The following is a 22,906-nucleotide window of genomic DNA, read 5'->3' as shown; positions in this document are numbered from 1 at the left end:
CTAGTTCCGTGCGGCGCACCTCGTCGTGCGCACAGCCTTCTGTCCAACCGGGGGCCGAACTCGTCACGAGTCTAAGCCTCCGCTCATGTGGCGCAGACGACAGTCCCCTCGGATCGGTCACCCTCGGGCGACTGTCGCATCGCCGATCTCGGTCAACATCGAACGTAGCGCGCCGAGGTACAGGGTGACACTGCGGCGCGCGGTCTCGAAGCCCGGGAACCTCGCCGCCACGTGCAACCCCGACGGGGTGCGCAGCATCCACAGGTAGACGTCGTCGAGCGAGTAGTCGCGCGAGCGCAGCGCGGCGGCGGCTCCGGCGTCGTTGACCTCGGAGCCCGGGGCCGAGCGGGTGTCCATGAACGAGACCACGAACCGCGGCGGCGGTGCCGGTGCGGCCAGCACCTCGCCGATCCGCAGGTACGGCAGTGTGCTGCCGGCCTTGGACCGTCGCCACTCGGACTGCGAGCGCTGCGCCAATTCGCCGAAGGTGCGGGTACCGGTGGTGTCCAGCCGGAACGGTGCCACCCCGACGAACCAGCCCAGCGCGGCGATCCACTGCTCGGCGTCGCGCGTGTGCCTGGTCACCGCGCACCGGAACACCGGGCCGAAACCCAGATCGGTGTTGATCTTGGCCATGCACGCCAGCACCCCGGTCACCAGGGTGGCGCCCGATTCCGAGCACACCCGGGTGAAGTTGTTGGCCCGGTCGTCGTCGAGCAGATGGAAGTTGACGGCGCTCTGCGGCAACCGGGGCACCCCGTCGGGATCGTGCCCGAGCGCTGCGCGGGTCTCGTCGGCGAGCAGCTTGGCGCTCACCGGCAGCAGCGGCATCGGGAACGCCGACGGTGCGAACGCGGTCTCGGTGAGGTACTCGTTCCACATCTGCGCCGCGGGGTGATCGGCGGTGGCCCGGTCGGCGCTCTGCCGGTCGGTGTCGGAGTAGTTGACGTAGCTGCCGGCGGGGAACAGCTGCGCGGTCGTCCCGTGCACCGCCTCCCGGTAGAACTCGCGCAGCTCGTGCGGGCTCAGGATCAGGGAGTACCCGTCGAGCAGGGAGTGATCGGCGGCGAAGAACAGCGTGAACGAGTCCTCCCGGGACACCGTCGAGAACAGGTACGCCGGCCAGGTCAGCGGTGCGGTGGACCGGTCGAACTCCCCGAGCAGCTGCTCGGCCAGCGGTTCGGTGCTGTGATAGGTGCCCACCGTCTGCACCTTCAGGTCGACGGTGGCTGGCTGGGCGCTGCGCCGGCGCGGGAGCCCGTCCTCGATGAAGACGTGGGTGCGCAGCACCTCGTGCCGGTCGATCCAGGCGCGCAGTGCGGTGCGCAGCCCGGGGATGGAGAGCGGCTCGTCGAATTCGACGGCGATCCCCAGCCAGGATTCGCGGCCGCCGTCGATGTGCCGGCGCTGCAGGATCGACAGGGCGCTGCGCAGGTGCGCCTCGTGCACGTGGGACGGGCGCCGCGGGTCGTCGCGCCAGCGCGCGGCGGGCCCGCGGGTGGGCGTCCAGTTGCGCAGTTCCCCCGGGCGCAGCGGGTACGCGCTCAGTTCGGTGAACTGCATGGCCGCCCGCTCAGGCGGCCAGCCGGCGCTTGATCCGCGCCAGCATCGCGGACATGCCGCGCAGCCGCAGCGGACTGACCACCGCGTCCAGGCCCAGTGCGTGGTGGAAATCGTCGGGGACACCGGCGATGGCCTCGGCGGATTGACCGTCCAGGCCCTGGGCCAGGATCGACGCGAAACCGCGGGTGGTGGGCGCCTGCGGCGGCGCACTGAAGTACAGCCGCACCGCGCTGCGATCGGCGGCGTCGACGTCGAGGAACAGCGGCGACTGGCACTCGGGGACCGGTTCCATCGCGGCGTCGGTCAGGTGCGCGGGAAGTGGCGGCAGCTCCCGGGAGAACTCCAGCAGCATCTCCAGCCGGTCGGCCTCACCGACCCCGGCGAAATCGTCCACGATCTCCGCGAGCGGTTCGGGGAGACCGGGGGAGGCGCTCACGCGCCCGCGGAGCCGGGGGCGGTACCCGCCTCGCCGCCCCGCACGATCGGCGCCCGCACCGTGTTGCCCCACTCGGTCCAGGAACCGTCGTAGTTGCGCACATCGGCGAAGCCCAGCAGGTGGGTGAGCACGAACCAGGTGTGGCTCGAACGCTCACCGATCCGGCAGTACGCGGTGACCGGAGTGGCCGGGTCCAGATCGGAGTACACCTGCTGCAAGTCGGCGTGCGGCAGGAACCGCCCGTCCGGGCGGGCGGCCTTCGCCCACGGGATGGACACGGCGGTGGGGATGTGGCCACCGCGCAGCGCACCCTCCTCCGGGTAGTCCGGCATGTGGGTGCGCTCACCGGTGTACTCCTGCGGTGAGCGCACATCGACCAGGGCGCGGCGCCCGAGGTCCGCGCGGACCTCCTCGGCGAAGGCACGGATCCGCGAATCGTCCCGTTCCACGACCGGGTAGTCACTGCGCGGGTACTCCGGGCGTTCCAGGGAGACGTCGCGGCCGTCGCTGATCCACAGGTCGCGGCCACCGTCGAGCAGCCGGACGTCGGGATGGCCGAACAGGGTGAACACCCACAGCGCGTACGCCGCCCACCAATTCGACTTGTCGCCGTAGATCACCACGGTGTCGTCGCGGCTGATCCCCTTGGCGCGCATCAACTCGGCGAACCGCTCACCGTCGATGTAATCGCGGGAGACCGGATCGTTGAGGTGCAGGTGCCAGTCGACCTTCTGCGCGGTGGGGATGTGCCCGATGTCGTAGAGCAGCACGTCCTCGTCGGATTCGATCACCTTCAGGCCGGGAACCCCGAGGTGTCCGCTGAGCCAGTCGGCGGTGACGAGGCGCTCGGGGTGCGCGTAGTGCGCAAGCTCCGCGCTGGGATCGGTGTCGATAGCCACGACGTTCAGCGTAGCGGCCACCGGTGCCCCGCGCGGTCTCACGCCCGGGGCGCGCCGGTGAACGTGTCGAGCGCCGCCGCGACGATCCCGGGCAGGTCCGTCGCCGTGGCGAGGTTGGTGGCCGCGAACAGGGAGGTCTCGTCGTCGGTGCCGGTCCAGCCCACGTACAGGTAGGGCGGAGGGGACGAGGGTGCCCTGCCTGTACCCGAGGCTCTCGGCTCGGCGACCGGTAGCGGTGCCCAGGCCAGACGGAACCAGGTGCGCTGCGCGGGACTGCCGTCCGGTGCGCGGACCGGGGCCGGGAGTGCGCCGACCCCGGCGCAGGTGGTCACCGGGTGCGACGGATCGGGCGGCGCGTCGATCAGCGCCGCGAGGGTGCGGCGCGGCAGCAGTGCGATCAACGGTCCGAAGGCGTCGAACCGGCCGGTCTCGGGCAGGGTGGTCAGGGCCTGCTTCACCGCGGTGCGCAGCCGGGGGACCTCGCTCGGGCCGGCGGCCGGGTCGATCAGCAGCTCCGCGTCGAGGATGGCATTACCGCGCAGGTCACCGTCGGTGCGGCGGCTCACCGACAGGCTCAGCGCGGCCGCACCGTCGTCCGGGCGCACCCAGCCCAGTGCGCCGGCGATGGCGGCGGTCACAGCGAACAGCACGCTCGATTCGGTGCCGCCGAGCTCGCGGGCCAGGTCGGCGAGCACGGAGCGGTCGATGTGCTGGATAGCCCACCGCTCCGGACCGGTCTCGGGTCCGGGATGCTCGCCCGAGCCGGGGTCCAGACGGTCCTGCGCCAACTTCGCGGCGGCCAGCGCCGCCCGGACCGCGGCCGGTACTTCGGCGAGCACGGCCAGGCCGTCCCGGACCGCCGCGCGCACCGTCGGCGCCGGTGCGGACGGATAGGGAAGTTCGCGCACCGTGCCGACCGCGGCCTCGGCGATCGCCGTCGCCGTCCCCACACCGTCGGCCAGGACGTGCGAGACCACCAGTGTGACCGCACTGCCGCCGTCGGTCAGCGGCAGTACCGCCAGTTGCCAGCCGGGACCGTGCCACGGGTCGATCGGCGCGGCCACCCGTTCGTCGAGCCAGGCGTCGATCTCACTGCGCGGGCGCGGCAGCGCGACGATGATCGGCGGTGCCTGGGGCTCGCGGATCCACCGGTCGCGGCCCACCGGCAGCGGTGACGCAGCGACCCTCCGGCCCAGTAGGCCCTGCGCGAGCGCGTGCCGGAATCGTTCGAGCCCGGCGGTATCGACACCGCGGTCGTAGATCCACACCGCCTGGATCAGCGAGTTCCGGCCGGTCGCGCGGGTGCCCGAGGCGGCTGCCTGATCGATGAAGTCGAGCAGATCACTCATACGGCCACCGTCGCGGTCAGCGCCGATTCGATGGCGCTGCGGATCGCCGCCACCGCCTGCGGGGCCAGGGTGCCCGGTGCGTGACGCATCTCGATCGACAACCGGCCGTCGAAGGTGAGTGCGTGGTAGTGCAGCCCCACCAGCGGCGCCAGCAGCTGCGGGGGAGCGCCCTGGACCAGCGCCCGGACCCTGTCGATGTCGACCTCGGAACTGGTGTTGAAGTCGAGCGCGGTCACGTCCTGCGGGGTCGACGGTGGCGGCACCGTCCCCAGGTTGCTCAGCCGGACCGGGGCACCGTCGGTGACGGTGACCGCCGCGGTACCGGTCAGCGCCGAGGCGGCGCTGCCGTCGGCGAGGTCGGCGCGCAGCCGCTGCAGCACCGCCTGCCCGATCTCGGTGGCCGGGGTATCGGCGCACACCGTCAGCGGTGCGGTCGACGATCCCGCGAAGTTGGTGACCTCCGTCGCCCCGACCGGCGGCTCGCACCGCCCGCGCAGGTCGACGGGGCTGAACACGGCCATCGGCACCGGCTGCTGCGGGTCCACCGGCATCGCCGCGCGTTCGGCGGTCACGATCAGCCCGGCGAGCAGGCCGTGCACGCTCAGGCCCGCGGCCTTGGCGCGCTCGCGGAGCGCGGTGGTGTCCTCGGCGCTGAGCCGGATCCGCTCGAACCCGAACTCGCCGGCGTTCACCGCACTCGGCTCCGGAACGTTGCCGCAGGTGCGGGCGGTGATGCTCAGCGGTTCCGGGGCCTGCGCGGCGGGCAACCGGCCCGCCAGGTCGGTGGGGGCGTGCGGCAGCGCCGGCGCCGGAGTGCGCTCGTCGTGCGGATCGGTGTACAGCTCCCACAGCCGCAGATTCAGCGCCACCGCGTGGGCACCGTCGGCGACGGCGTGACTGACGCCGAGGGTCACGCGGTGCAGGTCACCGTCGGACGCGATGGCGAGGGCGGCGATGCTGCGCTGCGGGTCGGCGTCCAGGCGCACGTCACCGGGCGCGAAGGACCGCTGTTCGACGGTGACCGGGGCGTGCGTCTCGTCCACTGCGCGCTCGGGCACCACCAGCTCGAAACCGGTGGCGCCCGCCTCGATCACACCGGTCAGTACCGGCTGCTCGCGCCGCAGCGCCGCGAACGCGGCCGCCATCCGCTGCGCGTCCAGCGGACCGCGGACGGTGAAGCTGCCGCTGGAGGTGGTGCCGGTGACCACGTACGGGACCTCCAGCTCGGACAGCGCGCGGCGGGGCATCTCAGGCCTCCGCGCCGGCCATCGCGGCGACCGCCGATGCATCGAAGTCCAGGGTGTCCGGTGCCCGCACCCCGGTGGCGTCGGAAGCGGTGCCGCGCACGTCCACACCCTCGTCCTCGGCGATCGACTCGATGATGGTCGCGGCCCGGCGGGCCGGGATGTCGCCGAGGTCGATCAGCGAGGCGATGCGCTGCGCCCGCCGGCGCGTCGCCGGGGCGAGCAGCACGTCGAAGGCCGCGTGCAGGCGTTCACGGGTCATGTTGCGCATCGGCAGGCAGGCACCCACCCCGAGGTCGGTGACCCGCGCACCCCAGAAGGGCTGATCGGCGAGCACCGGGGAGATCAGCGTGGGCAGGCCCGCCCGCAGCGACGCCGCGGTGGTGCCGGCGCCACCGTGGTGGATCGCGGCGGCGCAGTGCGGCAGCACCTCCGAGTGCACCACCTCGTCGACCACCCGGATGTGATCGCCCAGGTCGGCGTGACTCAGATCGCTCCAGCCCGCCACGATCAGGCCCCGTCGGCCCTGCTCGGCGCACACCTGCGCGAAGGTCCGGGCCAGGGCGTCCGGGTCGGCGATGCGCATACTGCCGAAGCCCCAGTAGATGGGGGCGCTACCGGAGGTGATCCAGTCCATCAGGTCGGCGTCGGTGCGGCTGCGGCTGCCCTCGCGCAGCCACGCGTCGCGGGGCACCTCCAGGAAGCCGAGCATCGGGCGGGTGCGGCTGAACTCCGGCACCAGGTCCGGGGTCAGCGCGGGATCGTAGAGCTGCAGGTCGACGATCTCGTGAGCGTCCCGGTTCTTGGCCCGGCGCGAGCGGTACGGCGCCGCGCCGACCGAGACCCGGTGGAAGTTCACCGCGGCCCGCACGTGGGTCCAGGTGAACGAATCCCCCAGCGTCCAGGTGGCACGCTTGACCATCCGCGGGGAGCGGGAGAGCACGTCGCTGGTCAGACCGGCCGGGGTGTACTGCGTCATCGGGTAGACGCTGTTGGTGGTGCCGGGGAAGAACCGGTAGCTGATGATCGTGGCGCCGGTGCGGCGGGTGATCGGCAGGGCGAAATCGACGGCGTCGGAGTGGGTGAGGACCACATCGGCGTCGCGGCAGACGGTGTGGATCTCCCGGGAGATGGTGGCGATGTTGCGCACCAGGAACCGGCCGTAGGCCCGCATCCGCTCGACCGGGCGGTGGATCACCTCGCGGTAGTCGTCGTCGTAGTCCGGGACGATCTCGTTGAGCCGGTGCGCGTCCAGACCCGCCGAGCGGATCAGCTTCACCAGCGGATCACCCATCGCGGCGATGGTCACCCGGTGTCCCCGGTCGCGCAGCGCCAAGCCGATGGCGATCGTCGGTTGGACGTCGCCGCGGCTACCCATGGCGAGGATGCAGACCTTCATGATCAGTTCGTCCTTAGGGTTGTTGGGTCTGGGGCGGAGGTGAGCCCGGTGGCGTGCGGGCGGGAGGCGGGTTGCGCTCTCACGCTGCTGTGCCGATCGGGAGAAGGGCGTGCGCGTCGTCCTCGATGCGCCGCATGATGCGGTCGCGGACGGCTCGGTCGCAGGTCCCGGGCAGTACCCGGGACTCGATGGAGAGCCGGCCGTCGAAGACGGAGATCAGGTAGGAGGTGCCGATCGGGGCCGGAGGGGTGCCGTCGCCGTCCCAGCTCTGCGCGTACTCGGCGATCCCGGCGGCGCTGCGCACGATCTGCGCATGGAAGTCGAGCACGCTCAGGCCGGCGGGGGTGGCCAGGTCCGGGATCGGGCCGACGTTGCTGATCAGCAGCGGCGGTCCGTGCCGGCGGGTCCGCGGGTCGGGCATCGGGCTCACCGAGGTGCGCACCACGGTTCCGTCCCGCACGTCCGAGCGGATCCGGTCGGCCACGGTGCGCGCGATCGTCTCAGCCGGGCCGTCGGAGACGGCGACGTAGGAGAAGCCGCACAGCGCGGTCACCGAACGCAGCGGGATCGGCGGGTCGATCCGGGCCCGGAAGTCCACCGGGGTGAGCAGTGCGAGTGCCGCGCCGGAGGCACACTCGGCCAACTCGGCCCGGGCGATGAGGGCGCTGACCAGCGCGTGCGTCGAGACCGAGGCGTCGCGTGCGGCCCGGTCCAGGGCGGCGGTCAGTTCGGCGGTCAGCCGCAGCCGCAGCGGGTCGTCGGTGTCCGGGGCGCCCGGGGACTCGATCTGCTCGGGTGCGGGAACCGAGCCGTGCCAGACGGTGCCGGCGAGCCGCTCCTCGTAGTCCAGGTCGCCGGGCAGGTGTCCGCGCTCGGCCATCACCTGGTGCGGCTCGGCGGGGAAGTCGTGGGCCCGCCGGACGATCGGGGCGGCGCCGGCGGCGAGCGCGGTGTAGAGCTCGAACAGCCGCACCGCGATGGCGATGATGCCCGAGCCGTCGGTGGCGGCGTGGCTTGCCCACAGCGTCAGGCGGTGTCGGCTGCCGATCCCGGTCAGCGACAGTGCGGAGAGTTGCTCACCGCCGACGAACCACGGCGGGCTCTGGTCGTAGCCGCGCACGGGGGCCAGTTCCTCCCGGAAGCCGATCGCTGCGGTGACCGCCGGATCGCCGGGTGCGAAGTGCGGGCGGCCCTTGACCTCGACGATCCGGGCGGCGAGCACCGGGTACTCCTCCAGCAGTGCGGAGTAGGCGCCGCGCAGCGCCAGCACGTCGACGGTGCCGTCGAGCTCGAAAGAGGTGCCGATCACCTCGCGGGAGGTGGGCCGGACGAAGGAGGCCTCGGAGAAGGTGAGTGCGCGATGGATGTGCATGAGCGTCTCCTGTTCTCCCGGTCAGACGGCCGGAGCGAGGTGCGCGGCGGACAGCACCAGGGTCTCGATCCGGTTCGCCACGGCGTCACGAGCGGTCTGCGAGGCGGTGCCGCCGAGGGTGATCACGTCGATCCCGAGCCGGCCGGCGAAGGTGGAGACCTGGAAGATGCTGGCCGACGGTGACGGTCGCCCGGCCGGACCGTGCAGTGCGGCCGAGTCCATCCACACCACCGGCCGCAGGTCCTCGGCGTCGAGGTCGGCCGGTAGGTCCAGGGTGAGTGCACCGAGGTTGCTCAGCACCGTCGGCGGCTGGACCGAGGGTGTCGGGGCCTGTTCGGCCAGCACCGCGAGGCAGCGTCCGGCGTGCAGGTCGGTGCGCAGCTGATCGACCACCGCGCTGCCGGTGGCGGCGGGGTCGGAGTCGGCGGTCAGCTCGACCGCGGCGAACGAGGCGCCCACGAAGTTGGTGACGGTGGTGGCGGCGAGCACCGGCCGGACCCGGCGGCGCAGGTCGACCAGGGTCATCGCGCCGATCCGGATCGGTGTGCCGGGGGCGTCGTCGACGAAACCGGCCCGCTCGGCGCCGAGCAGGATGCCGGTGAGCAGCGCGTTGATGCCGATACCGCGAGCGGAATCGGCGAACCGGGCGGTGGCCTCGGGGGAGAACCGCAGCGACCGGGTCTGCGGTGCGACCACACCGTCGGCGGGTCCGGTGGGGGCGAAGCCGTACCAGCGGGTGCCGTCCAGGCGGTCACGGCCAGTATCGATCGCCGGGACCTCCAGGCCGGGGAGCACGTCCTGCGCGGAGAACGGGAACGGCGCCGGCGCGGCCGGATAGCGGAAGGTTCCCGAGCGCAGGGCCGTGTAGTGCGAGAACAGACGGCTCAGCAGGGCGAACAGGTGGGTGCCGTCGGTCAGGGCATGGCTCGCGGCGAGGGTGATCCGGTGCCGGTCACCGTCGGAGTCGACGTGCAGCCGCCCGAGCGCCTGCTCCGGATCGGCCAGGGCCGGGCCGGTGCCGATAGTCAGCGGGGCGCCGGAGCCGGTGCCGAAGGCCGGGCGGGCGGCCGGGGCGCCGGTGGTGACGGCGGCGTCGAGCGCGGGATGTTCGGCGCGCAGCGCGTGGAACGCCCGGGTCAGGGCGTCCAGGTCGAGTCGGCCGCGCAGCGTCACCTCGAAGGCGCAGGTGGTGGGAGCCGGTCCCACGAACCCGGCCTCGGAGGTGGCGAGGTGCCGAAACGTCAGGGTCATGCCATGAAGCTAAGGGCACACTGATTCCATTTGCGAGTCGAACAACCCGTGTCGATCGTCACTGTCGAAGAGTCTTGACCAGAGTTGCTGATAACTCACGCATGTTGATTGTTCGCTTTCCGTACAGGTTGACCACCGGAAATACGGCTACCTGGCCTGCGGGCCTCCTACCTGCTGAAACCCGCACATTGCCTGCAGTTAACGCGATGCTTACGTTATCCGACGTTCAGGATTGTGAGTTCCGACACCAGATTTCGGACACTCGTTTCAGTCCGTGGGACCCCACAGATCGGTGACGCCGACACCCAACTCGGCGAGCAGCCGGCGGGTCAGGGGCAGCGAGATGCCGATCACCGAACTCGGGTCACCGTCGATGCCCTCGATGAACCAGCCGCCGAGCCCGTCCAGGGTGAAGGCGCCGGCCACCGACAGCGGTTCCCCGGTCGCCACGTAGGCGTCGATCTCGGCGTCCGACGGTGCCCCGAACCGCAGCACCGTGGTACTGGTTCCGGACGCCGCGTCCGCGTGCACCCGGCCGTCGTGGACGAGGATCGCGCAGTGCCCGGTCAGCAGCCGGCCGGTGCTCCCGCGCATCGCCCGCCAGCGCTGCGCCGCCACCTGGGCGGTATGCGGCTTGCCGACCAGCTCGCCGTCGATGGACAGCATCGAGTCGCAGCCGATCACCACCGCCCGGCCGGGCAGCGGACCCTCGGCCAGGATCCGGTCGACCACGTCCTGCGCCTTGGCGCGCGCCAGTTCGGCGACCGCCCGCTCGTGACCGGTGTCCGGGCCGAGACCGGCGAGGATCGCATCCTCGTCGACCTGCGAGACCGAGACCAGCGGTGAGGTGCCGGCGGCGCGGAGCACACCGAGCCGCGCCGGCGAGGCCGACGCGAGCACCAGGCGGACGGCTGAATCGCTGATGGTCTACGAACCCTTGGTCCAGAACACCGGCGTCTGGCTGGTGAACGCGTTCGGGCCGTTGAAGTACTGCGGGCGCATCCGCTCGCCGTGCCCACCCCACAGCGAACGCGGGGTCGCGCCGGCCTGCGGCTGCGACGAGGTGGCCGCGGCGAGCACCGCCACCACCGCGGCGACGTCGGCGTCGGAGGGATTGCCCTTCTCGAACCGGATCGCCGCGCGCAGCCGCTCGACGTCAGCGGCGCTGGCGACCACCGGGTCCGCGGGCTTGTCGCCGGTCACAGCGGGATGTTCCCGTGCTTCTTGGGCAGGGTGGCGACCACCTTGCGCTCGAGCATGTTCAGTGCGGTGACGATCTGCCCTCGGGTGTGCGAGGGCGGGATCACCGCGTCCACGTAGCCGCGCTCTGCGGCCACGTACGGGTTCACCAGGGTGTCCTCGTACTCCTGCTGCAGCTTCAGCCGCAGGGCCTCGACGTCCTCGCCCTTCTCGGCGGCCTCGGCCAGCTCCTTGCGGTAGACGAAGCCGACCGCGCCGGAGGCGCCCATCACCGCGAACTGGGCGGTGGGCCACGCGAGGTTGATATCGGCGCCCATGTCCTTGCTGCCCATCACGCAGTACGCGCCGCCGTAGGCCTTGCGGGTGACGATGGTGATCTTCGGGACCGTCGCCTCACCGTAGGCGTAGAGCAGCTTCGCGCCGCGACGGATGATGCCGTCGTACTCCTGGCCGGTGCCGGGCAGGAAGCCGGGCACGTCCACCAGGGTCACGATCGGGATGTTGAAGGCGTCGCAGAACCGCACGAACCGGGCGGCCTTCTCCGAGGCGTCGATGTCGAGGCAGCCGGCCAGCTGAGTGGGCTGATTGGCGACCAGACCCACGCTGCGCCCGTCGATCCGGCCGAAGCCGACGATGATGTTCATCGCGCGCTGCGGCTGGATCTCGAGGAACTCGTCGTCGTCGAGCAGCCGGCGGATCACCTCGTGCATGTCGTAGGGCTGGTTCGGCGAATCCGGGATCAGCGCGTCCAGCTCGCGGTCCTCGTCGTTGACCGAATCCTCGATGGAACCGTTCAGCGGATCGGTCGGCACGAAGCGGGGCGCCTCGGACCGGTTGTTCGACGGCAGGTAGGCCATCAGCTCACGCACGTAGTCCAGCGCGTCCTGCTCGCCGGAGGCCACGTAGTGCGCCGTTCCCGACTTGGTCATGTGGGTCTGGGCGCCGCCCAGCTCCTCCTTGGTGACCTCCTCGCCGGTGACCGACTTGATCACGTCCGGGCCGGTGATGAACATCTGGCTCTCGTGATCGACCATGACCACGAAGTCGGTCAGCGCGGGGGAGTAGACGTGGCCACCCGCGGCCGCGCCCATGACCACCGAGATCTGCGGGATCACCCCGGAGGCCTGGGTGTTGCGGAAGAAGATCTGCGAGTACAGCGCGAGTGAGACCACACCCTCCTGGATGCGGGCGCCGGCACCGTCGATGATCCCCACCAGCGGGCGGCCGGTCTTCATCGCGAGGTCCATGACCTTGCAGATCTTCTCGCCGTAGACCTCGCCGAGGCTGCCGCCGAAGACCGACGCATCCTGGCTGAAGACGCACACCTCGCGGCCGTCGACGGTGCCGTACCCGGCCACCACGCCGTCGCCGACCGGACGGCGCGCGGCCATCCCGAAGTTCGTCGAGCGGTGCTGGGCCAGTTTGTCGAGTTCGACGAACGAACCCTCGTCGAGCAGCGCCAGGACCCGCTCCCGGGCGGTGAGCCGGCCCTTCTCGTGCACCTTGTCGATCGCGGCCTGCCCCATCGGGGCCATCGCCTCCGCGTCCTTCTTGCGGAACGCGGCCAACTTGCCGGCCGTGGTGTGGATGCTCGGCTCGGCGGCGGCCGGGTCGTTGGCGCCGGCGGAGCCGTCGGTGGAGGTGGCACTCGTCATGAACACGACTCTAGCCAATAGAGTCGTGTTCGAGGCCAAGGGCCGGGCACCGGCCCGGCGGAGGAGGTGAGCGACGGTGCTACCGGACCGCGACGTGATCGCCGCTGCGATCAGCGGCACGCGCTGGGACGAGGTGACGGTGGTGCCCACCACCGGCTCGACCAACGCCGATCTCGCCGACGGGGTGCGCGCCGGGGACGCGCCCGGGCGCGTCCGGATCGCCGACGAGCAGACCGCCGGCCGGGGCCGCCACCTGCGGCCCTGGACCGCTCCGGCCGGAACCCAGCTGCCGATCTCGGTGACGGTGGCCGTTCCCGCCGCGCTGGCGCCGCGGGCGGGCTGGCTCTCCCTGGTCGCCGGAGTGGCCGCGGTCAGCGCGGTGCGTGAGGTCACCGGACTCGAAGCGGGCCTGAAGTGGCCCAACGACGTGCTCCTGGACGGCCGGAAGACCGCGGGCATCCTGTGCGAGCTGGTCACCGCACCCGATGCCGGTCTGATCGCGGTGATCGGCACCGGGTTGAACACCACCCTGGAGACCGCTGACCTGCCGGTGCCCACCGCCACTTCGTTGCGGCTGGCCGGAGCACCCGATCCGGACCGGACCGCGCTCGCCATCGCCTACCTGCGGGCGCTGGACGCCGGACTGACCGCGTGGGCGCAGGACCAGGCCGCGATGCGGGCGAGGTATCTGCGCCACTGCGTCACCGTCGGGATGCGGGTGCAGGTGTCGCTGCCCGGCGAGCAGGTGCTCACCGGCACCGCCGTGGACGTCGACACCGAAGGGCGGATCGTGGTCGCCGATGACGGAGCGGCCGGGACGCGCCGGGCGCTCTCGGCCGGGGACGTGACCCACCTGCGGCCGGCCTGAGCATGGCTTTCCCGGAGAAGGCCCTGATCGACGACGAGCAGGTGCTGCTGCACGTGCGGCCGCACGGCCGCCGGATGGTGGGGCCGGTGCTGATGCTGTTCGCGGCGTGCACCGCGGCCGGTGTGGCGCTGGGCCTGATCACCCGGGCCCGGCTCGACGGTGCCCTGCCCGGCTGGCTCGGGCTCGCGGTACTGGTGGTGTGGGCCGTGGTGGTGTGCTGGTGGACGGTGCGCCCGTGGCTGCGGCACCGCGCCAGCCATCTGGTGCTCACCGACCTGCGGCTGATGTTCCGCACCGGGGTGGCGCGGCGGCGGGGGATCGATCTGCCGCTGCGGCGGATCACGTCGGTCCAGTACCACCAGCGCCTGGTGGACCGGATCCTGCGCAGCGGGGTGCTGACGGTGGAGTCCGCGGGTGAGGCTCCGCTCGACTTCCACGACGTTCCGCGGATCGCCGCGACCCACGCGATGATCCTGGACGCGATGGACGACGCCGACGAACCCGGCTCGTGGGAGTACGCTCGTCGGCCATGACCACCAGGGTGCTGCTGGCCGAGGACGACGAAGCGATTGCGTCGCCCCTGGCGCGTGCGCTCTCCCGTGAAGGATACGAGGTCACAGTGGCCGGGACCGGCACTGTTGCGGTCGAGCGGGCCCTCGGATCGGAGTTCGCGCTGCTGATCCTCGACCTCGGGTTGCCGGAGATCGACGGGCTGGAGGTGTGCCGGGAAGTGCGACAGGCGCGCCCGGACATGGCTGTGTTGATGCTCACAGCCCGCACCGACGAAATGGACTTCGTGGTCGGCCTGGACGCCGGCGCCGACGACTACGTCGGCAAACCCTTCCGGATGTTCGAGTTGATGGCCCGCACCCGCGCGCTGCTGCGTCGCAGCGGCACCGGATCCGGTGCCACGGAGGTGCTCGACGCCGGCGGTATCCGGCTCGATGTCACGGCCCGCCGGGTCACAGTCGACGGGGTCGACGTGGCACTGGCGAACAAGGAGTTCGAACTGCTCCGGTTCCTGATGGAACACGCGGGGCGGCTGCTCTCCCGCGAGGAGATCCTCGCCGACGTCTGGGGAGATTCCGACCTGCGCGGATCGAAGACCCTGGACATGCACATCTCGTGGCTGCGCCGCAAGGTGGGCGACGATTCCGGTCCCCGCCGGATCGTGACGGTGCGCGGGGTCGGTTTCCGGTTCGACGCGCAGTAGCGCAGCCGGCACTCAGCGGGGTTCGGGTTCGGCGGCTTCGTCGTCGGCGGGTTCGGGGGGAGCCTCCTCGCCGGTGGCCGCACGCAGGAACATCGCGAAGGTGGTGGGCTTGCGGCTCTGCAACTGCAGCCGGCCCCCGTCGCCCTCGATGAACGCCCGCGCCAGGGCCAGGCCCACGCCGGTGCTCTCGGCGCCGGAGTACCCGCGCCGGAAGATGCGCTGGGCGTCGCCGTCGGGGATGTCCGAGCCCTCGTCGGCGACGGTGACCAGCACGGTGTGCTCGCCGACCGGGCGCATGGCGACGGTGACGGTGCCGCGGCCGTGGATCAGGGCGTTGTCGATCAGTACCGCGGCGGCCTCCCGCAGCCGCGCCGCGGTCGCCCGGGCCCGCAGCGGGGTGACGCTGTTCGGGGCGATCACCAGGCGTCGCCCGGCCACCGCGAAGGACGGTGCCAGATCGTCGATCAGCGGGGAGAGCTCGGCGCGCACGTCCACCGCGTCGAGGGTGAACTTGTCGGCGCGGGCGGTCTTGACCATGTCGCCGACCACGGTGGTCAGGCGGTCCACCTGGTCGAGCGCGGCCTGGGCCTCGGTGACCACCTCCGGGTCCGCGTGCAGGGTCAGCTCGTCGAGACGGATGCGAACCGCGGTGAGCCGGCTGCGCAGCTGGTGCGAGACGTCCCCGACGATCTGCCGCTCGCGTTGCAGCCGGTCGGCGATCTCCACGGTCGCGGCGTCGAGCACGTCGAGGACGCGGTCGAGTTCCTCGATGCCGTGCCGGTGCGGGTCGGGGCGGAAATCGCCTCTGGCCAGGCGCTGTGCGCGGTCGGCGACGGCCTGCACCGGATCGGCGACCCGGCTCGCGGTGGCCGCGGCGACCACGAACCCGGCGGTCACCGACAGGGCCATCACGATCAGCTCGATGGTCAGCGAGCGGTATTGATCGCTGCGCACCATCGCGTAGTCCTGCTCGATCCGCAGGACACCGGCGTCGCCGAGGGAGGTGCGTTCGATCATGGGCCGCTCGATCGGTTCCTCGGAGCCCACCGTCAGCTCACGGGGCATCCCCATCGAATCGGTGTAGGTGAGCACCAGGCGGCCGCCGGTGGGGACCAGCAGGCGCAGCGCCAGGACCGGGGGTTCTCCGACCGAGCCGGTGCGCTGCTCCTCGTCGAGGATCTCCGACGATGCCTGTTGCAGCCGGTGTTGCAGCTCGGTGCGGGCGGCGTCGTCGGTCCAGCGCCAGGTGTAGAACATCAGCGGGAGCCCCAGGCACAGGCCGGTCACCGCGACGACGGCGATGGTCGAGCGCAGGATGCGGCCCCGCACACTGCGGGTTCCGCTGGTCAGTGCGGTAGCGATGTCACCGCTCGGCTGCGGACGCGGAATCCCCGGAGAGCGGGATCGATTCCTGGGCCGGCGCGTGGTTCATCTCCTCGGGGAAGGCCCAGCGGCGCAGCGCCCAGAACCGGAACGCCATCTGCAGCAGGTTGCCCACGATGTAGTTGAGCACGAAGTCGACCACGATCAGCGTGGTCTTGGAGTCCGTGGCGCGCAGGTTGAAGAAGTTGTTGGCGATGAAGATCGGGGCGGCCATGATCAGCACACCGACGCCCGAGATCGCGAAGAACAGCAGCGCCTCGTGGTGGCGTTCACGGCCACCACGATGCTTGAAGCTCCACTCGCGATTGAGGATGTACGACAGGATCACCGCGCAGACGCCGGAGAAGATCTTGGCCACCGTCGGCTTGCTGTCGAGCACCGTGAGCACCAGGCCGTAGAAGATCGCCAGGTCGAAAACGCAGGTCGTGGCACCGACGATCGCGAACTTGATCAGCTCATGGTGCGCCATGACCAGCCCACGCAGGGGCGCCGGGGTGCGATCCAGGATCGCCTCGATGAATGCCACGTACGCCACTGTAACGGAACCGCTGATAGTACCGCGAAGAATGTGATCCGCTCAGGCGGGCGGTCACGGGCTCCCGCCCCGTTACCGGCCGATGCCGGTCACCTGCGAACATATCCGGGTGAGTGTTCCTTTCAGTGCACGTTCGCGGCCGGTCGTGGCGATGGTCGGCGGTGGGCAGTTGGCACGCATGACGCACCAGGCGGCGATCGCTCTGGGACAGAGCCTGCGGGTGCTGGCGGCCGCGGAGGATGAGCCGGCCGTGCAGGTCTGTCCGGACGTGGTGCTCGGCGATCACGATCAGCTCGACGATCTGCGCCGGGTCTCGACCGGCGCGCACGCGCTGACCTTCGACCACGAGGGTGTGCCCACCGAGCATCTGCTGGCCCTGCAGGCGGAGGGCGTGGTGGTGAACCCGCCGCCCCAGGCGCTGGTGTACGCCCAGGACAAGCTCGCCATGCGGCACCGGCTGACGGAGCTGGGCGCCCCGGTGCCGGGCTTCGCCGAGATCGCCGTCGCCGATGATCTGCGCGCGTTCTGGGACCGGTATCCGGGAGCGGTGGTGCTCAAGGCGGTGCGCGGCGGCTACGACGGGCGCGGGGTGTGGATGCCCGATTCCCTCGACGAGGCCCTCGAGGTGGCTCGCGAGCAGTTGGCGGCGGGTGCGCAGTTGCTCGCCGAGCAGCGGGTCGAGATGGTCCGGGAGCTCTCGGCGATGGTCGCCCGGTCGCAGTACGGGCAGGGCGCGGCCTGGCCGGTGGTGCAGACGGTGCAGGTGGGCGGGCAGTGCGCGGTGGTGCTCGCACCGGCCCCGCAGCTGCCGGACCGGACTGCGGCCGCCGCCGAGTCCCTGGCGCTGCGGCTGGCGGACGAGTTGGGCGTGGTGGGCGTGATGGCGGTGGAACTGTTCGAGACACCGTCGGGGGAGCTGATCGTCAACGAGCTCGCGATGCGTCCGCACAACTCCGGGCACTGGACGATGGACGGTGCGGTCACCGGTCAGTTCGAGCAGCACCTGCGCGCGGTTCTGGACTACCCGCTCGGTGACACCTCGGCGAGGGCGCCGCTGACGGTGATGGCGAACGTGCTCGGCGCCGCCGAGTCGCCGTCGATGAGCATGGACGAGCGGCTGCATCACCTGATGGCCCGGATGCCCGATGCGCGGGTGCACATGTACGGCAAGGGGGAGCGGCCGGACCGCAAGATCGGTCACGTCAACCTGGTCGGGGCGCCCGACGGTGACCGTGACGATCCGCAGTACGCGGCGCGGTTGCGCGAGCGCGCCGAGCGGGCCGCGCACTGGTTGGCGACCGCCGAATGGACCGATGGATGGAGTGTGCATGGCTGACAACGGTGGATCGGGAACGGGGCCGCGGGTCGGCCTGATCATGGGCAGCGATTCGGATTGGCCCACGATGGAGGCCGCTGCGCAGGCGTTGGCCGAGTTCGGGGTGCGGTTCGAGGTGGGTGTGGTTTCCGCGCATCGCACTCCGCAGCGGATGCTGGACTACGCCACCTCGGCCGCGGGTCGCGGCCTGGAGGTGATCATCGCCGGGGCGGGCGGCGCGGCGCACCTGCCGGGAATGGTGGCCTCGGCGACGCCGCTGCCGGTGATCGGGGTGCCGGTTCCGCTCAAGCATCTCGACGGTATGGACTCGCTGCTGTCGATCGTGCAGATGCCCGCCGGGATCCCGGTGGCGACGGTGTCCGTCGGCGGTGCCCGCAACGCCGGCCTGCTGGCGGTGCGGATCCTCGGCGCCGCGGACCCGGCGCTGCGTGCGCAGATGGAGCAGTTCCAGGCCGGGCTGGAGCAGATGGTGCTGGGCAAGGATGAGGCGCTGCGCCGCAGGCTGCTGGAGGGCTGAGCACGGTGGCCGTCGCCGGCGGCGGCGCGGGCGGCGCGGCTTGGTTACCCGCGAGTAACTGACCGGTCGGCTGCGGGGATAGAATCGCTCGCGAACGCAACACGCTGAACGCTGATGGAGGCCGTCAATGGCAGGCAACCCCGACTTCGACCTGTTCCAGCTCCCCGAGGAGCACCAGGAACTGCGCTCCGCCATCCGGGCGCTCGCCGAGCGTGACATCGCGCCGCACGCCAAGGACGTCGACGAGCAGGAGCGTTTCCCGCAGGAGGCGCTCGACGCCCTGGTCAACAGTGGATTCAACGCCATTCACGTGCCCGAGCAGTACGGCGGCCAGGGTGCTGATTCGGTTGCTACCTGCATCGTGATCGAGGAGGTGGCCCGGGTCTGCGGCAGTTCCTCGCTGATCCCGGCCGTCAACAAGCTCGGCACCATGGGGCTGATCCTCAACGGCTCCGAGGAGCTCAAGCAACTGGTGCTGCCGACTCTGGCCAGCGGTGAGGCGATGGCCTCCTACGCCCTGTCCGAGCGGGAGGCCGGCTCCGACGCCGCGTCCATGCGCACCCGCGCCCGCCGGGACGGTGACGAGTGGGTGCTCAACGGCACCAAGTGCTGGATCACCAACGGCGGCAAGTCCACCTGGTACACGGTGATGGCGGTGACCGATCCCGATCACGGCCCCAACGGCATCAGCTCGTTCATCGTGCACAAGGACGATCCGGGCTTCTCGGTGACCGGTTACGAGCACAAGCTGGGCATCAAGGGCAGTCCCACCGCCGAACTGGCCTTCGAGGACTGCCGCATCCCGGCGATGCGGATGATCGGCGCCGAGGGCACCGGTTTCAAGACCGCGCTGCAGACGCTGGACCACACCCGTCCGACGATCGGTGCGCAGGCCGTGGGCATCGCGCAGGGTGCCCTGGACGTGGCGATCGAGTACATCAAGGATCGCAAGCAGTTCGGCAAGTCGATCGCCGAGTTCCAGGGTGTGCAGTTCATGGTCGCCGAGATGGCGATGCGCCTGGAAGCGGCGCGCCTGATGGTCTACACCGCCGCCGCCCGGGCTGAGCGCGGCGAGCCGAACCTGGGCTTCATCAGCTCGGCCTCGAAGTGCTTCGCCTCCGACGTCGCGATGGATGTGACCACCGACGCGGTGCAGTTGCTCGGCGGCGCGGGGTTCACCCGCGACTTCCCGGTGGAGCGGATGATGCGCGACGCCAAGATCACCCAGATCTACGAGGGCACCAACCAGGTACAGCGTCTGGTGATGAGTCGCCAGCTGCTGCGCTGAGCGCCGCACGCTCACCCTGCCGCGCGACCCACGGCAGGTACGGCGCCCGGCGGGGCGGCCGGCTGCCCGTTCGTGCATCTTCGCGATCGAGAGTGCGTGAGGTTTCGGTGGCGGTTCCCACACTGCTCTCGATCCGCTCACGCACCTGCTCGCTGCTCTTCTCGCCTCGGATCTGCGGTGTACTTCTCGCCCCACTTGTCGGTGAAGTCGTCGAGCTCGGCTTCTGCGGCATTGACCGTGGGGCTGTGGTAGATCCGTTTGAGATCGCGGCTGATCTCCGCCCAGTGCTTCTTCGAGGCGTACCGCAGACTGTTGCGCACCAGATGCACCACACAGGTTTGCACCGTCGCGCGGGGCCAGGTCGCTTCGATCGCGTGAGGTAGGCCCTTGAGGCCGTCGCAGCACACGATGCATGCATCCACGATCACCGGTCAGATCGACCCCTTGATCCGACGCCGCCGCCACCAACTGCTGGGCCAGTGCAGACAGATCCAGCGCCGCCGGCACCGGCAAAATCTCAGCCGACGAAGCCGGCTCACTGTGCTCGCTCATGAATGTGATCTTCTTCCCGTCCCAGGCTCAGACCTGGGACCACACGCCATGGCTCTTACACAAAGTTCCCGACAGACCCTTTCCCTGAGCGACACACAGGCGTGTGATGCCGAACGAGCGATCGACCTGTTCCGGCAGATGCTCGCGTACCGGGAGACCGGTACACCCGCCGGCGAGTTCCGCCGGCAGCGTGGTCAGGGCTGAGGATCGGACTTCGCGCCAGGCGGCCGACATGCCGACTTGCCAGAGGTAGAGCGATCTGGTCGCAGCGTCACTCGGCGGGCTGCATTCGACCGTTGGAGCCAGTCGCGCTCGGTCGGGTCAGCGGGTAGGGGAGCGGTGGCGGCGGCGAAGCCGTCGAGCCACGCGGCGAGGCCGGCATCGTGGGGGTCACGCGACCCGGGCGGTGGCCTTCTCGGTTTCGAACTTCTCGCTGAGCTTCGCCGGATCGGCGTTGCTGACGTGGATGACCGAGGCGGGCGCCGCCAGAGGTGCCAGTAGACCGTCGTACAGATCGTCGACGGTGCTCCACGAGCGGGTGGAGAGCACCCGGTCACCCACCGCGTACCCGGCGGAGGCCGCCAGTGCCGTCGAGCGGGCGGCCACGATCTCCGGGTTGTCACCGGCCAGAGCGATACCGGCACCGGCAGGGGAGAAGGCATCGGCGTGCACCCGCACCTCGGTGGTGTAATCGTCGACACCGGCCGGCAGATCCGGCACCGCGGTGCCGAAGGCGTTCAGGCCCACCGCGAGGATCTCGTCACCGTCGGCCTCGTCGATCCGCTCCGGCGCGCAGAAGGTGACCGCACCCGATTCACCGAACCGGACCTCGCAGCCGGCCCACCAGGCACCGAACAGGATTCCAGCGGTCTGCCAATGCGCAGGCAGGAGCACTCCGACCTGATCGCCGGGGCCGAGGCCGTACTGATCGCGCAGCAGGTTGCCGCACTTCGCCGCCCAATTGCCCAGAGTGACCGCCGACAGGCCCATCCGCGCGCCGGTGGCGTCGTCGTACCAGGTGAACCGGGGCGCGGCCGGATCAGTGGCCACGATCGGCGCCAACAGCCGGTCGGTCACGGTCAATCCACGCACGGCACGCCCCCGTCCTGCTGGGCGGTGAAGCCCGGGCGGTTGAGCAGCGAGCTGATCCGCGCCGCCTCGCTCGGATCGAGGGCCTCGGTCATACCCGGCGGGATGGAGCTCGTGGTGGTGGCCACCGCACCGTCGGAACCGCCGGAGGCGCCCGGGCCCGAGTAACCGTCCTGCAGCACCACCTTCACGTGCCCCGACTGCACCGAGGTGGTGGCGATCACCGGCAGACCGCCCAGCAGCGCGGCAACCGCCTTCGCGCCCTGATCGCCGGTCGACGGTGCCAGTACCGCGCTCTGCGCGCTCAGCCCGGCATCGACCGAGGCGGCGTTGCCCTTCGATCCCTGCGCGAACCCCTTGCCGCTGAGGAAGGTCGAGACGCCGCCGGCCAAGCCGGTGGTGGAGCCGGCATTGACCACGTCGACGGTGTACGCGGCCCGGTTGACCTGGGGGACCGGCGGCGCCGACGACGGTTGCTGGGTCTTGGTCTCGGGCTGGCCGGGCTTGTCGCCGAGCAGGCCGCGCACGTACGCCTGCACCTGCTTGGGGTCGACCACCACCACCGACTGGGTGCCGTCATCGCTCCAGCCGTCATCGCGGACCACCGGAACGGTGGAGAACTTCACATTGCCCGCCGACAGGTTCGCCAGTTCCTTCGCGAACCCCATCACGTCCCAATCCTTGTCCAGGGTCACCGAGGAGGTCAGCGCGTTCTGCAACTGGCTGAGCTTGGCCGGGCTGGTGAGCGTGCCGGTGGAGAGCACCTTTCCGGCGAGCGAGGCCATGAACACCTGCTGTCGGGTCACCCGGTCGAGGTCACCGCGGGGCAGGCCGTGGCGCTGCCGCACGAAGCTCAGCGCCTGCGGTCCCTTGAGAGTCTGCTTACCGGAACGGAACCGGGCGCCGGAGAAGGCGTCGTTGACCGGGCGCTTGAGACACACCTCGACACCGCCGACAGCATCGGTCAGGCGGGAGAAGCCGACCAGTCCGATCTCGGCGTACCGGTCCACGGAGACACCGGTGAGATCGGCGACGGTCTGGATCAGCGCCTTGCGGCCCTCGGCATTGCCCTTCTGCACCGCCTCCTGCTCGGGAACACCGTTCGCCTTGGCCTGGTCGCGGGTGACGTTCGCGGCACCGGCGAAGGCCGAGTTGATCTTGCCCTTGCCCTGATCCGGGATCGCCACGTAGGCGTCACGGGGGATCGAGATCGCCGTCGCCGACTTCCCGTTGTTCGGGATCCGGACCAGGATGATGGTGTCGGTGTTGAGCGTGCCGTCGTCGACGCCCGCGTTCAGCCGGGCCAGCTCCTGCTTGGTCAGCGGATTGCCCTTGGCATCGGTCCGGGAGTCGGTACCCACGAGCAGGATGTCGGTGGCACCGTCGGGGCGGGAATCGAGCCCGCCGATCCGCTCCAGATCGTCGGAGAAGCGGGCGATCCACACCCACGCCACCCCGGTCGCCACCAGCACCATCGCGGTGAGCAGTGCGACCGCCGCCTTACCGCTGCGCTGCAGGCGCTCACGGGTGGCCTCGGACAGATCCGAGGCGCGCGGCACCTGCCGCGACCGTGCGCTCGTACCGGCGTCGTCGCCACCCTCGTTCTCGGCGCGCACGCTGCGGCGCGTCGAGCCACCGCTGCGGGAATGACGCGCACCGCGCGGACTAGGGCTGTCGGCCACTACCACTCCTCTATCGGGACAGGATTCGCAGGCGACCGCCCGGCCGGGGGAGCCGGACCGGTCGATCACATCCCC

Annotated in this window: 22 protein-coding genes; 6 read left to right on the top strand and 16 right to left on the bottom strand. The window is 70.9% G+C overall.

Annotation, left to right across the window (positions count from 1 at the left end; all coding sequences use genetic code 11):
* Positions 1 to 117: 117 nt before the first annotated feature.
* From ACYVHG_RS05030 to ACYVHG_RS04980, 11 genes are all read right to left on the bottom strand, one after another.
* Positions 118 to 1,563: a condensation domain-containing protein gene (locus tag ACYVHG_RS05030; protein WP_461166320.1), complete on the bottom strand. Its 1,446-nt coding sequence runs from the start codon at positions 1,561 to 1,563 to the stop codon at positions 118 to 120.
* 10 nt (positions 1,564 to 1,573) lie between these two features.
* The gene (locus tag ACYVHG_RS05025; protein ID WP_461166319.1) at positions 1,574 to 1,999 is read right to left on the bottom strand and encodes a SufE family protein; all 426 of its coding nucleotides are present in this window, start codon (positions 1,997 to 1,999) and stop codon (positions 1,574 to 1,576) included.
* On the bottom strand, positions 1,996 to 2,898 hold the full coding sequence (locus ACYVHG_RS05020) for a sulfurtransferase (RefSeq protein WP_461166318.1): 903 nt from the start codon (positions 2,896 to 2,898) through the stop codon (positions 1,996 to 1,998). The genes ACYVHG_RS05025 and ACYVHG_RS05020 overlap by 4 nt, the downstream gene beginning before the upstream one ends.
* Positions 2,899 to 2,936: 38 nt before the next feature.
* Positions 2,937 to 4,247: a condensation domain-containing protein gene (locus ACYVHG_RS05015; RefSeq protein WP_461166317.1), complete on the bottom strand. Its 1,311-nt coding sequence runs from the start codon at positions 4,245 to 4,247 to the stop codon at positions 2,937 to 2,939.
* Positions 4,244 to 5,494 (bottom strand): phthiocerol/phthiodiolone dimycocerosyl transferase family protein, encoded by a 1,251-nt coding sequence (locus ACYVHG_RS05010; protein ID WP_461166316.1) that lies wholly within the window; start codon positions 5,492 to 5,494, stop codon positions 4,244 to 4,246. The genes ACYVHG_RS05015 and ACYVHG_RS05010 overlap by 4 nt, the downstream gene beginning before the upstream one ends.
* Before the next feature lies 1 nt (position 5,495).
* Positions 5,496 to 6,890: a glycosyltransferase gene (locus ACYVHG_RS05005; protein ID WP_461166315.1), complete on the bottom strand. Its 1,395-nt coding sequence runs from the start codon at positions 6,888 to 6,890 to the stop codon at positions 5,496 to 5,498.
* A gap of 79 nt (positions 6,891 to 6,969) precedes the next feature.
* The gene (locus ACYVHG_RS05000; protein ID WP_461166314.1) at positions 6,970 to 8,262 is read right to left on the bottom strand and encodes a phthiocerol/phthiodiolone dimycocerosyl transferase family protein; all 1,293 of its coding nucleotides are present in this window, start codon (positions 8,260 to 8,262) and stop codon (positions 6,970 to 6,972) included.
* 21 nt (positions 8,263 to 8,283) lie between these two features.
* On the bottom strand, positions 8,284 to 9,513 hold the full coding sequence (locus ACYVHG_RS04995) for a phthiocerol/phthiodiolone dimycocerosyl transferase family protein (protein ID WP_461166313.1): 1,230 nt from the start codon (positions 9,511 to 9,513) through the stop codon (positions 8,284 to 8,286).
* Positions 9,514 to 9,780: 267 nt separating this feature from the next.
* Positions 9,781 to 10,413 carry a Maf family protein gene (locus ACYVHG_RS04990; protein ID WP_461166312.1) on the bottom strand — a complete coding sequence of 211 codons (633 nt, stop codon included), beginning with the start codon at positions 10,411 to 10,413 and terminating at the stop codon, positions 9,781 to 9,783.
* A gap of 27 nt (positions 10,414 to 10,440) precedes the next feature.
* Positions 10,441 to 10,716, bottom strand: a complete 276-nt coding sequence (locus ACYVHG_RS04985; RefSeq protein WP_461166311.1) for an acyl-CoA carboxylase epsilon subunit — start codon at positions 10,714 to 10,716, stop codon at positions 10,441 to 10,443.
* A complete protein-coding gene (locus tag ACYVHG_RS04980; protein ID WP_461166310.1) occupies positions 10,713 to 12,368 on the bottom strand; it encodes an acyl-CoA carboxylase subunit beta in 1,656 nt (551 codons plus the stop codon). Before ACYVHG_RS04980 ends, ACYVHG_RS04985 begins: the two co-directional genes overlap by 4 nt.
* A 76-nt stretch (positions 12,369 to 12,444) precedes the next feature.
* On the opposite strand from ACYVHG_RS04980, the gene ACYVHG_RS04975 reads away from it, so the two are divergent.
* From ACYVHG_RS04975 to ACYVHG_RS04965, 3 genes are read left to right on the top strand one after another with little or no spacing between them, the layout of a single operon-like run.
* Positions 12,445 to 13,236 (top strand): biotin--[acetyl-CoA-carboxylase] ligase, encoded by a 792-nt coding sequence (locus ACYVHG_RS04975; RefSeq protein WP_461166309.1) that lies wholly within the window; start codon positions 12,445 to 12,447, stop codon positions 13,234 to 13,236.
* A 2-nt stretch (positions 13,237 to 13,238) separates the two neighbouring features.
* Positions 13,239 to 13,769, top strand: coding sequence for a PH domain-containing protein (locus ACYVHG_RS04970; RefSeq protein ID WP_461166308.1), 531 nt, complete (start codon positions 13,239 to 13,241; stop codon positions 13,767 to 13,769).
* Positions 13,766 to 14,449, top strand: a complete 684-nt coding sequence (locus ACYVHG_RS04965) for a response regulator transcription factor (protein WP_461166307.1) — start codon at positions 13,766 to 13,768, stop codon at positions 14,447 to 14,449. Before ACYVHG_RS04970 ends, ACYVHG_RS04965 begins: the two co-directional genes overlap by 4 nt.
* Before the next feature lie 12 nt (positions 14,450 to 14,461).
* Here ACYVHG_RS04965 and ACYVHG_RS04960 read toward each other — a convergent pair whose 3' ends face one another.
* Together ACYVHG_RS04960 and ACYVHG_RS04955 are read right to left on the bottom strand one after the other, a co-directional pair.
* Positions 14,462 to 15,778: a sensor histidine kinase gene (locus ACYVHG_RS04960; protein ID WP_461166306.1), complete on the bottom strand. Its 1,317-nt coding sequence runs from the start codon at positions 15,776 to 15,778 to the stop codon at positions 14,462 to 14,464.
* Positions 15,779 to 15,812: 34 nt separating this feature from the next.
* Complete coding sequence (locus tag ACYVHG_RS04955) at positions 15,813 to 16,358, bottom strand: GtrA family protein (RefSeq protein WP_461166305.1); 546 nt, start codon at positions 16,356 to 16,358, stop codon at positions 15,813 to 15,815.
* A 118-nt stretch (positions 16,359 to 16,476) separates the two neighbouring features.
* Between ACYVHG_RS04955 and ACYVHG_RS04950 the strand changes: the two genes are divergently transcribed.
* From ACYVHG_RS04950 to ACYVHG_RS04940, 3 genes are all read left to right on the top strand, one after another.
* Positions 16,477 to 17,703: a 5-(carboxyamino)imidazole ribonucleotide synthase gene (locus ACYVHG_RS04950; RefSeq protein WP_461166304.1), complete on the top strand. Its 1,227-nt coding sequence runs from the start codon at positions 16,477 to 16,479 to the stop codon at positions 17,701 to 17,703.
* Positions 17,696 to 18,220 carry a 5-(carboxyamino)imidazole ribonucleotide mutase gene (gene purE / locus ACYVHG_RS04945; protein ID WP_461166303.1) on the top strand — a complete coding sequence of 175 codons (525 nt, stop codon included), beginning with the start codon at positions 17,696 to 17,698 and terminating at the stop codon, positions 18,218 to 18,220. The genes ACYVHG_RS04950 and purE overlap by 8 nt, the downstream gene beginning before the upstream one ends.
* A 127-nt stretch (positions 18,221 to 18,347) precedes the next feature.
* Entirely contained in the window at positions 18,348 to 19,508 is a 1,161-nt protein-coding gene (locus tag ACYVHG_RS04940; RefSeq protein ID WP_461166302.1) for an acyl-CoA dehydrogenase, read from the top strand.
* A 137-nt stretch (positions 19,509 to 19,645) separates the two neighbouring features.
* Here ACYVHG_RS04940 and ACYVHG_RS04935 read toward each other — a convergent pair whose 3' ends face one another.
* From ACYVHG_RS04935 to ACYVHG_RS04925, 3 genes are all read right to left on the bottom strand, one after another.
* Positions 19,646 to 19,936, bottom strand: a complete 291-nt coding sequence (locus tag ACYVHG_RS04935; RefSeq protein ID WP_461166301.1) for a transposase — start codon at positions 19,934 to 19,936, stop codon at positions 19,646 to 19,648.
* Positions 19,937 to 20,450: 514 nt separating this feature from the next.
* Entirely contained in the window at positions 20,451 to 21,143 is a 693-nt protein-coding gene (locus ACYVHG_RS04930; protein WP_461166926.1) for a TIGR03089 family protein, read from the bottom strand.
* Positions 21,140 to 22,831 (bottom strand): LCP family protein, encoded by a 1,692-nt coding sequence (locus ACYVHG_RS04925; protein ID WP_461166300.1) that lies wholly within the window; start codon positions 22,829 to 22,831, stop codon positions 21,140 to 21,142. Before ACYVHG_RS04925 ends, ACYVHG_RS04930 begins: the two co-directional genes overlap by 4 nt.
* Positions 22,832 to 22,906 lie beyond the last annotated feature (75 nt).

Source organism: Tsukamurella serpentis, assembly GCF_054780975.1.
The sequence above is the reverse complement of the archived record's forward strand: the minus strand, read 5'-3'. Positions and strand labels throughout refer to the sequence as shown.